The 12,262-nt window shown below is 73.6% G+C and carries 13 protein-coding genes and 1 tRNA gene; 7 read left to right on the top strand and 7 right to left on the bottom strand.

Going from position 1 to position 12,262, the window contains the following annotated elements:
* Positions 1-99: 99 nt before the first annotated feature.
* Positions 100-627 carry a single-stranded DNA-binding protein gene (locus O2W18_RS05885; protein ID WP_269186612.1) on the bottom strand — a complete coding sequence of 176 codons (528 nt, stop codon included), beginning with the start codon at positions 625-627 and terminating at the stop codon, positions 100-102.
* Between the two features lie 200 nt (positions 628-827).
* On the opposite strand from O2W18_RS05885, the gene O2W18_RS05880 reads away from it, so the two are divergent.
* A tRNA-Arg gene (locus O2W18_RS05880) sits at positions 828-903 on the top strand.
* 150 nt (positions 904-1,053) lie between these two features.
* On the opposite strand, the gene O2W18_RS05875 is transcribed toward O2W18_RS05880, so the two are convergent.
* A complete protein-coding gene (locus tag O2W18_RS05875; RefSeq protein ID WP_269186611.1) occupies positions 1,054-1,227 on the bottom strand; it encodes a hypothetical protein in 174 nt (57 codons plus the stop codon).
* Positions 1,228-1,616: 389 nt separating this feature from the next.
* Here O2W18_RS05875 and O2W18_RS05870 point away from each other — a divergent pair, with 389 nt between their 5' ends.
* Positions 1,617-2,396 (top strand): formate/nitrite transporter family protein, encoded by a 780-nt coding sequence (locus tag O2W18_RS05870; RefSeq protein WP_269186610.1) that lies wholly within the window; start codon positions 1,617-1,619, stop codon positions 2,394-2,396.
* A gap of 50 nt (positions 2,397-2,446) precedes the next feature.
* Here the strand turns inward: O2W18_RS05870 and O2W18_RS05865 are convergent, their stop codons facing one another.
* Entirely contained in the window at positions 2,447-2,593 is a 147-nt protein-coding gene (locus O2W18_RS05865; protein WP_269186609.1) for a hypothetical protein, read from the bottom strand.
* Between the two features lie 21 nt (positions 2,594-2,614).
* Here O2W18_RS05865 and O2W18_RS05860 point away from each other — a divergent pair, with 21 nt between their 5' ends.
* Positions 2,615-2,848 carry a winged helix-turn-helix domain-containing protein gene (locus O2W18_RS05860; RefSeq protein WP_269186608.1) on the top strand — a complete coding sequence of 78 codons (234 nt, stop codon included), beginning with the start codon at positions 2,615-2,617 and terminating at the stop codon, positions 2,846-2,848.
* A gap of 147 nt (positions 2,849-2,995) precedes the next feature.
* Here O2W18_RS05860 and O2W18_RS05855 read toward each other — a convergent pair whose 3' ends face one another.
* Complete coding sequence (locus O2W18_RS05855) at positions 2,996-4,114, bottom strand: hypothetical protein (protein WP_269186607.1); 1,119 nt, start codon at positions 4,112-4,114, stop codon at positions 2,996-2,998.
* 518 nt (positions 4,115-4,632) lie between these two features.
* On the opposite strand from O2W18_RS05855, the gene O2W18_RS05850 reads away from it, so the two are divergent.
* Entirely contained in the window at positions 4,633-5,316 is a 684-nt protein-coding gene (locus tag O2W18_RS05850) for a GAF and ANTAR domain-containing protein (protein WP_269186606.1), read from the top strand.
* A 7-nt stretch (positions 5,317-5,323) separates the two neighbouring features.
* Here O2W18_RS05850 and O2W18_RS05845 read toward each other — a convergent pair whose 3' ends face one another.
* Complete coding sequence (locus tag O2W18_RS05845; RefSeq protein ID WP_269186605.1) at positions 5,324-6,367, bottom strand: LLM class flavin-dependent oxidoreductase; 1,044 nt, start codon at positions 6,365-6,367, stop codon at positions 5,324-5,326.
* Between the two features lie 260 nt (positions 6,368-6,627).
* Between O2W18_RS05845 and O2W18_RS05840 the strand changes: the two genes are divergently transcribed.
* Positions 6,628-7,029, top strand: coding sequence for an STAS domain-containing protein (locus O2W18_RS05840; RefSeq protein ID WP_269186604.1), 402 nt, complete (start codon positions 6,628-6,630; stop codon positions 7,027-7,029).
* A 96-nt stretch (positions 7,030-7,125) separates the two neighbouring features.
* Positions 7,126-9,483: an EAL domain-containing protein gene (locus O2W18_RS05835; protein WP_269186603.1), complete on the top strand. Its 2,358-nt coding sequence runs from the start codon at positions 7,126-7,128 to the stop codon at positions 9,481-9,483.
* A gap of 55 nt (positions 9,484-9,538) precedes the next feature.
* Here the strand turns inward: O2W18_RS05835 and O2W18_RS05830 are convergent, their stop codons facing one another.
* On the bottom strand, positions 9,539-10,369 hold the full coding sequence (locus O2W18_RS05830; protein ID WP_269186602.1) for an SGNH/GDSL hydrolase family protein: 831 nt from the start codon (positions 10,367-10,369) through the stop codon (positions 9,539-9,541).
* A gap of 108 nt (positions 10,370-10,477) precedes the next feature.
* Between O2W18_RS05830 and O2W18_RS05825 the strand changes: the two genes are divergently transcribed.
* Entirely contained in the window at positions 10,478-11,263 is a 786-nt protein-coding gene (locus O2W18_RS05825) for a transglutaminase-like domain-containing protein (RefSeq protein WP_269186601.1), read from the top strand.
* 12 nt (positions 11,264-11,275) lie between these two features.
* Here O2W18_RS05825 and O2W18_RS05820 read toward each other — a convergent pair whose 3' ends face one another.
* On the bottom strand, positions 11,276-12,262 hold the full coding sequence (locus O2W18_RS05820; protein WP_269186600.1) for an NAD(+)/NADH kinase: 987 nt from the start codon (positions 12,260-12,262) through the stop codon (positions 11,276-11,278).

The raw sequence follows: 12,262 nt of genomic DNA, 5'->3' as shown, positions 1-12,262 counted from the left end.
CGTCGGGTCGCGAGTGGGGGGCGGGGCGGATGGCCATGCTCGGCTGGCACCGGCCCCGCCCCCTGCGTTCTCAGCTCCGATCCTCCCAGCCGGGGAGGCTCACGTCAGCGCCGGGACCGCCGGCTCCTCGGACGTGACCTCGGAGTCTGTGTCGTGCAACGTCTCCGACCCCCCGGTGTAGTCCGTCGGCCGGTGGGCGTACCGGTCCTCGGCCGACGCCGCGTCCTCGCCCGGCTCCTGCGGGGAGGCGAGCCCGGCGGACCGGTCGACGCGCGGCGGCCGCGTGAAGTCCGACCAGCCACGGGCGAGGTTCAACCCCACGGCGATCGCCTTGATCCGGTTGGCGCTGCGGCGCCCCGTCTCGCTCTCCCAGGACTCGGTCAGCAGGTTGCCGACGACGACCACCGGGTCGCCCTTGGTCACGCTGCGGGCCACGTTGCCGCCCAGCTCGTTCCAGCAGGCCACGTCGATCCACAGCGTGGCACCGTCGATGAAGCCCTTGGTCTCCTCGTCCCAGCGGCGGGAGGTGGAGGCCATCCGGAAGTTGGTCACCGACCCGTTGCTGGTCCGGTTCTGGCGCGGGACGTCGACCACGTTGCCGACGACGTGCAGAGGGGTGTCGTTCACGGTGCTCCTCAGGGTGCGGTCCCCGGCGACCTGCCGGGCTGGGACCACCGTGGAGCGCAGCCGCAGGCCAGGACAGGCATCCGCACGGACTGTGGACACGACCGCTCACTGTGGACGAGCAACGCCGAGCGGTCGGTGCCGACCGCTAGGTCCCCGGTTCCGGCACGGCGCCCCGCTCCGATGCGATGATCTGGCCGCGAGCGCCCGTAGCTCAGTGGATAGAGCAGGTGCCTTCTAAGCACTTGGTCGCAGGTTCGATCCCTGCCGGGCGCGCCACTGGTTCCCTCACCTCAGGCGGCCCGGAGCGCCTCGGCCGTGGTGCCACCGTCCAGGCGCACTCGTCTCCAGCCGCCGGAACGCAGTCGGTCGGCGGGGCGCAGACCGCGCATCCCGCCGACCGACCCAGCTGTCGCTACTGGACGAGTCCTACTCGTCCTCCTCCTCGTCGACCATGCCGCCGTCCTCGACCACGCCGGTGTCCTCGACGCCCTCCTCATCACCACCGCAAGCGGTCATGGTGAACGACGCGGCGGCGATGGCGACGCCGGCGGCCGCGGAGCGCCACCGGTTGCGGCGTGCAGGCAGTGAGTTGCTGGTCATCGTTCTCCTCGTGGTCGGTCGGCCATGGCCGACGTCGGATGTACGCACGACCGACATGCCCGGCGCCCGGTGGCCGCAATCCCGGGCCGGCGTACCGCTTGCCGTTCCGGGGGTCGCATCGCATCCACCCGGCGGCTCGATGTGCACGCCGACCGGGAACGGTCCCTCGCCGGGCACCGTCGCGTTGGACCCGAGGTCGGGCCGCCTCCGGCGCCTCCCCGCCAGACCAGGCCGCCGTCCCCGTCGGCCTCGTCGCTCTGCTCCTCGGGCGGCGTCACCGCCGGTGTACTCCGATCTCCGACAGCTCGTCCTGCGGCTCCCGTCACGCGAACGACAGCGGGGCCGGGGAACAGGTGTCCCACCGGCGCCCCCGTGGTAGCTCAGGTGCCATGGCTGTGGCACCGGATCCCGAGGAGATCTACGCCCGCGCGCGCAAGGAAGGGCACCGGCGGCTCTACATGCCTCCGCTGGAGCAGGTGAGCACCGGCTTCATCGCGGGGGTCACCATCGTGTTCGGGATCGTCGCGCTGGGCGTGATCGTCGCGCTGCTGGACTCGGCGATGGGCGACCGCCCCGCCGAGGTGGTGGGCGCCATCGGCTTCTCGTTCGGGGTGGTCTTCCTCATCGTGGGGCGGACCGAGCTGTTCAGCGAGAACTTCTTCGACCCGGTGGCGGCCGCCATCGAGGAGGGGGGAGTCCGCGTCTGGGTCCGCATGGTGCGGCTGTGGGGCACCATCCTGCTGCTCAACCTCATCGGCGGCGCCGTCCTGGTGGGGGTCATGACGGTGGAGGGTGCGCTGCCCGGCGACGCCGATCAGGTCCTGCTGCACCTCGCCGAGGGCACGGCGGCGCTCGGCTGGGCCCCGACCCTCGCCCGGGCCGTTCTCGCCGGGGCGCTGGTGACCCTGCTCTCCTACATGCTGAAGGCGGTCGAGTCGGTCAGCGCCCGCATCCTGGTCAGCGCGATGGTGGGCTTCTTCCTCGCCCTCGGCCCCTTCGACCACGCCGCCGTCTCGGGCCTGCAGATCCTCTTCGGCGTCTGGTTGTCCGATGCCGTCACCTACCTCGACCTGCTCCGCAACGTCGGGTTGGCCACGGTGGGCAACGTCGTCGGTGGCCTGCTCCTGATCACCTTGACGCACACGGCGCAGGTCAAGGGCTCCCGGTGAGGCCACCCGATGAGGGCCGGATCCCGGTGTCGACCGCGAACGCGGCGGACTCAGACCTGGCACGCCTCCTGCTGCCGCCGCTCCACCACCGCGAGGACCCGACGTCCGGACGGTGTCCCGACACCCGGCCCGGCGAGCGGGTAGCCGCGCCCGCGCACCGTCGTGACCAGCTGCGGCTGTGCCGGATGGGACTCCACCTGCAACCGGAGCCTGCGCACGTGCGTGTGGAGCAGCCCACGGTCGCCGTCCCGCACGATGCAGAACTCCGTCCGGGTGAGGTCGACCGCACGCCCGGCGCACAGGACCACCCGGTTGCGCTCACCCGGACGGAGTTCCAGCTGCTCAGCGAGCTCGCCACCGAACGCGGGCGGGCGGTCAGCCGGGAGGAGCTGATGGAGCGGGTCTGGGACACCGCCTTCCCGGCTGACCCGCGACCCCGCGCCGAGGAGTGACATCGCCCGCTTCCCCTGCCGGCGAGGTGATGATCCCAGCCGAAGCCGGACCGGATCGCTCCAGCCGGATGCCGGACGACCTCGGGGACGTGATGCGCCGGATCACCCGCCTTCGACCGCCTCCTGGGTCGACACGGCCCGTCCGAATCAGGGAAGCGTCCGGAAGGTGCCCGAGGCGACCACCGTCCGGTCGGTCCCGGTCTCCAGCTGATAGTGGTAGGACCTGTTCGGGGCGAGGCTGCTGGTGATGGACAGCGGGACGACGTCGTTGCTGGTCGTGCGGTAGGTGTAGAAGCCGGTCTGCGAGCCGAACGGTGAGGCGGAGACCCGAAGGGTCGTCTGCGTCGTGTTCGGGGGGACGTACACGGGCACGGTCACGCCGATGCGGCTGGGGGTGACGGTGTGCTCCCACGGCTGCGGGCCGGCCGCGGCCACCGATCCGGCAATCGGGGTGGCGTACCGGTCGAGGACGCCCTCGATGATGGTCCCGAACTGACCGTTCCGGGCGTGACCGACTCCGGCCGGGTGCTCGTGCGACGTCTGGAAGCCGCGGTCGGCATACCAGGCCTCGCCGACCTTGGCTCCATAGGGACCGTTCAGCGAGTTCAGGCCACCAGGCGCGGACCCGTTGGTGTCGGTGTCCAGCTCGCCGGTGTCCCAGTGCATGTGCACGTTGGCCTTGAGCGACGCGGGGAACGAATCCGCAGCGACCGCGGGTGCGCCACCCCCGCCGATCACGATGATCCCGCCGCCGGTCAGGAGCTCCGAGTGCCGGGGGAACAGGAACCGGGTCATCAGCTGTGCGCCGGTGCTGTACCCGCCCAGCCACACGCGATCCCGGTCGATGTCGTACTCGCCGTAGACGGAGTCGATCAGCGCGGCGAGGTGGTCGGCGTACCCGGTCGGATCCCCCCGCTCCCAGCACTGACAGGCACGGTTGGGGCTGGAGGGCACCAGCAGGACCATGTTGTTCCGCTTCGCCACGGCGATGACCCCGTTGACCCCGCCGAGTGAGTAGTTGGCCGACGGGTTCTCGAACCCGTACTCCCCGGTGCCGTCGGCGTAGACCAGCAGCCCGACCGGCTGGGAACGGTCGATCCCGGCTGCGTACAGGTGGTGCTGGGCGGTGTACCCGGCGCCGGTGAAGGTCTGGAACGTGCGGTCGGTGAGCGGGCCGCCTGATCCGCCGGTCGGGGCGGCAAGAGCGGGCGTGGCGGTGGCGAGCAGCGCGACCAGCGCTGCCAGCACGATGCGGAACGGGCGCACGAGGGCTCCAAGCGCGTTGAGGGGTTCGGACATCTCGCCGGCGGGGGTGCGTGGACGACCCGTCCGTTCGCGGCTGATGTCACAGGCCGGTAACAGCCTGCGGGCTCGGAGCGAGGCACGCCCGGGGATACCGAGAGAGTCTTCTCACCGTTCAGCAGCCGGCTGCTTGCGGCGCCCGGCCGCGAGCGAGCGGGTCGGCCGCCGACGAGCCTCCGACCGCACCGGCTGGGCCGGTCCGCCGCAGCGCGCGTCCGCTGGTCGGTACGCCGGTCGCCAGCCTGCCCCGCCATGGGCCTCTTCGGGACGTTCACCTACCGCGACGAGACCTGGACCAGCTCATCGGTGTCCCGGTGCTGGAGGAGCTGACCGGCGAGGTCTCCACCGCCCAGGAGTGACGTCGCCCGCCCCCTGCCGGCGAGGCGACAGTGCGGACCACAGACCGCCCACCAGGGGCCTAGGCTGCCCGCATGTCCGCACCTCAGGTTCCAGCCGAAGCCGGATCGGGATCACCCAGTCGGGTGTCGGACGACCTCGGGGACGTGATGGGCCGGATCGCCCGAACGTTGCAGGAGGAACACGGCGACGTGGACCGCACGCTGGAGTCGATCACCACCGCGGCGGTCGACACGGTGCCGGGCGCGGACATGGCCAGCGTCAGCCTGGTCGTCCGCCGCCGCGTCGAGCCGCAGGCCGCCACCAGCGAGCAGGCCGAGCAGATCGACGCCCTGCAGTCCGAGTTCGACGAGGGGCCCTGCCTGGACGCCCTCCGCGAGGAGCAGACCGTCCGGGTCGATGACCTCGCCGACGAGTCCCGCTGGCCGCGCTTCGCCGCCGGGGCCTCCCGACGGGGAGCCGGGAGCATGCTGAGCTTCCAGCTGTTCACCGAGGGCGACAACCTGGGCGCCCTCAACCTCTACGCCCGGCGGCCGCACTCCTTCGACGGCGAGTCGGAGTCCGTGGGGCAGATCTTCGCCTCGCACGCCGCCATCGCGCTGTCCGCGGCCCGGCAGGAGTCGAACCTGCGTTCCGCCTTGGACAGCCGCGACCTGATCGGCCAGGCCAAGGGCATCCTGATGGAACGGCACCGGCTGACCGCCGAGCAGGCCTTCGAACTGCTGGTGCGGGCGTCGTCGCACACCAACCGCAAACTGCTCGACGTGGCCGCGGAGCTGACCAGCACCGGGGCCATGACGACCGACTGACCGCCGCTCAGGCGGAGCGGCGCTCCCCCGGTGGCACCCAGCCGATCGCCGGGGCGACGTACCGCACGACCGTCTCCAGCAGATGGGCGTTGTACTCGACGCCGAGCATGTTCGGCACGGTGAGCAGCAGCGTGTCTGCGTCCCGCACGGCGGCGTCCTTGGCCAGCTCCTCGGCCAACTGGTCGGGTTCACCGACGTAGCTCTTGCCGAACCGGGCCCGCACGCCCTCCAGGAGGCCGACCTGGTCGTCGCCCCCCTGCCCGGAACCGAAGTACTGCCGGTCGGTGTCGGTGGTGATCGGCAGGACGCTGCGGCTGACCGAGACCCGCGGCTCGTGCGCCCAGCCGGCGTCGGCCCAGGCGGCGCGGTACAGCGCGATCTGCTCCGCCTGCAACTCGTCGAAGGGCACCCCGGTGTCCTCGGACAGCAGTGTGGAGCTCATCAGGTTCATCCCCTGCTCCGCGGTCCAGACCGCGGTCTGCCGGGTGCCCGACCCCCACCAGATCCGCTGCCGGAGCCCCGGGGACTGCGGCTGGACGGCGAGCCGGCCGGACGTCCCGCCGGTCATCCGCGGGTCGGTGTCCACGACGGTGGCCCCACTGATCGCAGCGAGGAACAGGGCGGTCTTCTCCCGGGCCAGCTCGGCGTCGCTGCCGCCGTCGGCCGGGACGTAGCCGAAGGCCTCCGAGCCGCGCAGCGCCGTCTCCGGTGATCCCCGGCTGACGCCGAGCTCCAGGCGGCCTCCGCTCAGCAGGTCGGCGGCCGCGGCCTCCTCGGCCATGTACAGCGGGTTCTCGTAACGCATGTCGATGACGCCGGTGCCCAGCTCGATCCGGCTGGTGCGCATCGCCATCGCGGTCAGCAGCGGGAAGGGCGAGGCCAGCTGCCGGGCGAAGTGGTGCACCCGCACGTAGGCGCCGTCCAGGCCCAGCTCCTCGGCGGCCACCGCCAGTTCGACGCTCTGCACGAGCGCGTCCCGCCCGGTCCGCACCTGCGAGCCCGGGATGGGCTGCCAGTGCCCGAAGGAGAGGAAACCGATCCGCTTGTCCACTGCACTCACCTCTCGTCGTCTGCGCTGCAGCAGCGCCGAACAGCCCGGGAGTGTTCCCGGGTCCGGACCCGTCGGCGATCGGCCAGGACCCCGCCGGCCACGTCGCCTGCCCGCCGGGATCACCGTGGCTGCATGGTCGACGACAGGGGCGTACGGTCGGGTGCCTGGTCGAACCACCGGCCGTACCGCCCGCTCGTGGGGCCGTGCGCGTCGGAACCTCGACTCCCGGGCCCCGGTTGGGACTCGCCATGTCGCTGCTGATGACCACCGAACCACTGCTGACCACCGGGCCGGATCGGTCCGAGGAGCTCGTCGTCTCGGTCGACTGGGTGCACGCCACCATCGTCTTGCGCGGCGAGCTGGACCGGGACTCCGCTCACCACCTGACCGGCGCGGTGGAGGCCCTCACCGCCACCGGCCACCCCTGCTGGGTGATCGACACGGCCCGGGTCACCTGGTGTGACGCCGGCGGGCTCCGGGGCCTGGCCAGGGCACATGCGCTGGCCGTGGACTCGGGCCGAGAACTCCGGCTGACCGGGACTCCCCGCTGCATCGACCGGCTCCTCCGGATGAGCGGCCTCGACCAGCTGATCGCCGACACCGGACGGCGGGTGCGCACGCCGCTCCGGCGCGTCGGGTGTGACACACCGCGGGCGGTGTGACGAGAGGGGTCGTCCATCACCCAAAGTGACGGCACGAACACATCTCGATCGGCCGGGTTCCACGGCTGAGCGGGCTCGATGCGCGACGCTGTCGCGGTGACCTCCTCCGCCCCCGAGTCGCCGGCCGCTCCCGTGCCCGCCGGCACTGCCGGGCGACGTCTGGCTGCGGCCGACGTGCTGCTGGCCGACCGCGGCCAGCTCTTCCGCGCCCTCTTCCTGTCCGCCCCCGTCGCCAAGGCCGTCGTCGACCCCAGCGGGCGGCTGCTCGTCGTCAACTCGGCGATGTGCGAGCTGACCGGGCGGACGTCCGGCGAGCTCGTCGGCCGGCACCTGGACCTGCTCACCCACCCCGACGACGTCCCCCTGGAGGACCGCGCGGCCGAGCACCTGCCCGGCACGCCGCTGCTGGACCCCCAGCTGCAGGTCGTCGGCGAGCGCCGGCTGCGCCGCGCGGACGGCAGCAGCATCTGGGCGATGCAGACCCAGGAGCTCATCCACCGCAGCAACGGCGAGCCGCAGTTCGTGCTCCTCACCCTGGTCGACGTCACCGACCGCCGCCGGGTCGAGGACGACCTGGTCCGCCGCACCTTCACCGACCCGCTGACCGGGCTGCCCAACCGGCGGGCCCTCACCGAGCGGCTGCAGCGGGCGCTGGCCGGGTCCGGCCGGCGCGGGACGCTGGTCGGGCTGCTGCACCTGGACCTGGACCGCTTCACCGCCGTGAACGACTCCCTCGGCCACGAGGGCGGTGACCAGCTGCTCTGCCAGGTCGCCGACCGGCTCCGCTGGAGCACCCGCGTCGAGGACACCGCCGTGCGCTTCGGGGCCGACGAGTTCCTCGTCCTGGCCGAGGACGTCGAGGACGTCGAGGGGCTGCGCACCCTGGCCGACCGCCTGCTCGGGGTGCTCGACGAGCCCTTCCACGTGCTCGACCGGGAGGTCACCCTCTCGGCCAGCATCGGCATGACCCTGGGCACCGACCTCACGCCCGAGGCGCTGCTGCGCCAGGCGCACACGGCGCTCGCCCGGGCCAAGGCCAGCGGCGGCCGTGGCCGGGTCGAGGTGCACGACGGGGCGCTCAGCGAGGGCTACGTCGACCAGCTCCAGCTGGAGACCGACCTGCGGCACGCCCTGGAGGCCGGCGAGCTGCGGCTGTTCTACCAACCGATCGTCGCGCTCTCCGACGAGCACCTGCTCGGCTACGAGGCGCTCATCCGCTGGCAGCACCCGACCCGGGGGCTGCTGCCGCCGGGGGCGTTCCTGTCCGCCGCCGAGGACAACCGGCTCACCTCCCGCCTGGGCGCCTGGGTGCTCCACCAGGCCTGCTGGGACGCCGCCGGCTGGGACCCCGCGCTGCGGGTGCACGTGAACATCTCCGCCCGGCACCTGGCCGAGCCGGGCTTCAGCGAGCTGGTCGCCGACGCTCTCGCCGAGTCGGGCCTGGCCCCGGATCGGCTGGAGCTGGAGATCACCGAGTCGACCGCCCTGTTCGCCGCGGACGCGACGCTGCACGCCGTCGACACGGTGACCGAGACCGGCGTGACCCTGGCGCTGGACGACTTCGGCACCGGCTACTCGGCGATCACCGCGCTGCACCGGCTGCCCATCCACACCCTGAAGATCGACCGGTCCTTCGTCGCGGACATCGTCGCCCAGCCGGCCACGGCGGCACTGGTGCAGGGCCTGCTCCAGCTCGGCCAGGGCATGGGCCTCCAGGTGATCGCCGAGGGCATCGAGGACGTCGAGCAGGCCACCTGGCTGCGCGAGCACGGCTGCTCGATGGCCCAGGGCTACGCCTTCGGCCGGCCCGCCCCGCTGCCGGGCCGCGAACTCGACCAGTACCCGGCGCCCACGGGGCTGCACGACCTCGACGACCCGGCCACCGACCCACCGACCGAACCGGACAGCGGGCCTGCCGCCGGTGCGGGCGCCGCCACCCCCGAGCTCGAGTGGTCCGGACGGGACGACGACGAGCCGGAGCCCGGGCACGGGTTCGACCTGGGTGCCGCACTCGCCGAGCAGGACCTCGAGGGGCCCGGCCCGGTGGTGGCGAGCGCCGCCGTCCCCCAGCTCGACTCCTTCCAGCTGCCGGGGACAACGCCCGAGCCCGCCGTGCCCCAGGCGTCCGAGCTGCAGGCATCCGAGCCGCCGACGTCCGGGCCGCCGACGGACACCGACGACCCAGCGGCAGGATCGGCGGGCGACGACTCCTTCGACCCGGGGGTCTTCCGGCCCTCCAGCGAGCTCCTCGAGCTGCGCGCGCTGCTGGCCGCCAACGGCGCGCCCGACACGCCCGGCGTCCCCGGGCCGCGGCGACCGGCAGATCTCGGTGACCTGCGGGCGCTGACCGCCGACCCGACCGACCTCTCCGGGCTCCGTCCCTGGCTGGAGTCCTTCCAGGAGCGGCTGGGCTCGCTGGACACCGGCGACCTCCCTGAGGTCGGCCGCAGCTGACCTGGGCGGTGCCGGTCGAGCTCCCGACAGGGAGCCCGCCGGCCCGCCCCCCGGGTCAGGAGTCGTGCACGGCGGTGAGGGCGGCGCGCAACGGGACCGCCTCGGGTCGCTTCGCCGCGCGCCCGTCGCCCGAGGACTCACCGCGCAGCCGGCGGCCGATCCAGGGCAGGACGAACCCGCGCACCCAGGCCAGCTCCTGCCCGACCACCTGCCGCACCGGCAGCGGCGGCGCCGGGTCCAGCGGCGTGCGCCAGTCCGTGCCGTCGCCGGCCACCGGGACGCCGAGCGCGGCTGCGGCGGCCAGCGCCGTCCGCCGGTGTCCCTCGGCGGTCAGGTGGATGCGGTCACCCGGGTCCCACATCCGGGCGTCCTGGACCCAGGCGGCACCCCACTGGTCGAGCACGACGGCTCCCTGCCGCGCGGCGATCGACCACAGGTGGGTGTTGAAGACCGCGACCCGGCCCCGGGTGCGGCGGATGATCGGCGTCTGCCGCGGGTCCACGCCGGTGGCCAGCAGCACGTCGGCCCCGGCCTCGCGGAGGGAGACGACGGCGGCCTCCAGGTCCGCGGCCAGCCGGTCGGGGTCGGCGCCCGGCCGGAGCAGGTCGTTGCCGCCGGCGACCAGGCTCACCAGGTCGGGCCGGGAGGCGAGCGCGACCGGCACCTGCTCGGCCAGCACCTGCGGCAGCAGCCGGCCGCGGACGGCGAGGTTGGCGTACTCGACGCTGCCCGCGGGCGACGCCGCGGCCAGGTGCTCGGCGAGCCGGTCGGCCCAGCCCCGGAAGGAGTCCGGCGTCCCCGGTTCGGAGTCGCTGAGGCCCTCGGTGAAGGAGTCCCCCAGCGCGATGTAGCGCTGCCACGTCCGACGATCACTGCCCGGTTGCACGTCCCCTACTGCACCACGCCCCTCCCGCCGCCGCGGCGAAGGGTCCCGTCCGGAGACCACATCCGCTGGACACCTGCCGGTGACACGTGTGGACCAGGATCTGCGGTCATGCGCACCGACGTCGCCTGCTCGCTCACCGTCTCCTCCCCCGCACCGGCGACCGCGCTGCTGCAGGTCGCCGTCGCTGCGCCCGCCGAGGAACAGCTGACCGTGCTCACCGACGGCCGGCCGGTGCCCGCCGAGGAGATCGCCGTCCCCGGCGCACGGGTGCACCGCCTGCAGCTGCCCGCCGGCGAGACGACGATCAGCTACAGCGCGCAGGTCTCCTCCGGTGGCGCCCCGCGACCGGTGACCCCGGCCGACTGGGCGGAGTTCGTCCGGCCCAGTCGTTACTGCCCCGCCGACCAGCTGGAGGGCTACGCCGCCACCGAGTTCGACCGGTCGCTGCCGCGGGCCGAGCTGGTCGCCGCCGTCGCTGCCTGGGTGCACCGCCGGCTGGTCTACACCTCCGGGTCCAGCCGCCCGGTGGACACCGCGGTCGACACCCTCCTGCTCGGCCAGGGCGTCTGCCGCGACTACGCGCACCTGACGATCACGCTGCTCCGCGCGCTGGAGGTCCCCGCCCGGCTCGTCGCCGTCTACGCCCCGGGCCTGTCGCCGATGGACTTCCATGCGGTCGTCGAGGCCGACGTCGACGGGGTGTGGCACACCGTCGACGCCACCCGGCTCGCCCCGACCTCCGCCCTCGTCCGGATCTGCTCCGGCCGGGACGCCGCGGACACCGCCTTCCTCTCGCTGTTCGGCGGGCGGGCCGCCTTCGGGGGCATGACGGTCACCGCCACCGTGGACGGCGACCTCCCCGCGCCGGCCGACGAGCCGTTCCCGTTGCCCTGAGGCCGGCCCGGTTCAGCCGACCTCGCCGCCGGGCCCGCGGGCGCCCTGCGGGGCGCGGACCGGGCCGGTGCCCGGGGCCGGCACCCCACCCGGTGTCCGGCGGCGCAGCTCCTCGGGCACCAGCTCCATCAGCTCCTCCGGCAGCAGCGGCAGGTCCAGGAGCGAGAGCTTGACCCGGCTGCGGTCGGCGGCCAGCCAGTCGTCCAGCCGCACCAGCAGCCCGGCGTCCGCGCGGGCCTCCACGTGCAGCTCGTCCCCCGGCCCCAGGCGACCGACGACCAGGCCGTCCACCTCCACGGCGGGGCGGCCGGCGGTCTCCGGCAGCGCCAGGTGCAATGGCTCGTGCGGCCCCAGCACCACGGTGCGGTCGATGCCGTTCAGCGGCGCCGACGGGGTGACGAGCACGCCCGCCGCCCCCGGGGACATCACCGGACCGCCGGCGGCGAAGTTGTAGGCCGTCGACCCCATCGGGGTGGCGATGATCAGCGCATCGCTGCGGTAGTGGCCGTAACGGCGGCCGGCCACCGACAGGGTCGCGTCGACCATGCCCTCCCCCGGCACCCGGGCCAGGACGACGTCGTTGAAGGCGACGGTCTCCCAGCCCGGTCCGCGCACCACCAGGCAGCTGCGCGACTCCAGCGTCGACCGGCCCTCGGCCAGCGCGGTGAGCGCCCCGTCCAGCTCCTGGCCCTCGACCTCGGTGAGGAAGCCCAGCCGGCCGAAGTTGACGCCCAGCACCGGGACGGGGTTGGCGACCACCATCCGCATCGCGCCGAGCAGCGTCCCGTCGCCGCCGAGGGCGATGATCCCGTCGCAGCTGCTGGCCAGCTCGGCGACGTCCACCGGCGTCACGCCGTGCAGGTGCAGCCGCTCGACGTCCGCCGCCGCGGCGACCAGCTCCACGCCGTGCGTCGCGGTCCAGGCGAGCACCTGGGCCACCGCGCCCACGCAGTCGCGGTGCGGGTGCAGCACCAGGCCGATCCGGCTGCCGTCGTGCAC

This window comes from Modestobacter sp. VKM Ac-2983, assembly GCF_026967885.1.
Lineage (GTDB): Bacteria > Actinomycetota > Actinomycetes > Mycobacteriales > Geodermatophilaceae > Modestobacter.
This window is presented reverse-complemented; position numbering and strand designations above follow the sequence as displayed.

Coding starts and splice junctions, on each gene's coding strand:
- O2W18_RS05825 (WP_269186601.1), top strand. CDS start 10,478: ATGCGCACCGACGTCGCCTGCTCGCTCACCGTCTCCTCCCCCGCACCG.
- O2W18_RS05875 (WP_269186611.1), bottom strand. CDS start 1,227: ATGACCAGCAACTCACTGCCTGCACGCCGCAACCGGTGGCGCTCCGCG.
- O2W18_RS05870 (WP_269186610.1), top strand. CDS start 1,617: ATGGCTGTGGCACCGGATCCCGAGGAGATCTACGCCCGCGCGCGCAAG.
- O2W18_RS05840 (WP_269186604.1), top strand. CDS start 6,628: ATGACCACCGAACCACTGCTGACCACCGGGCCGGATCGGTCCGAGGAG.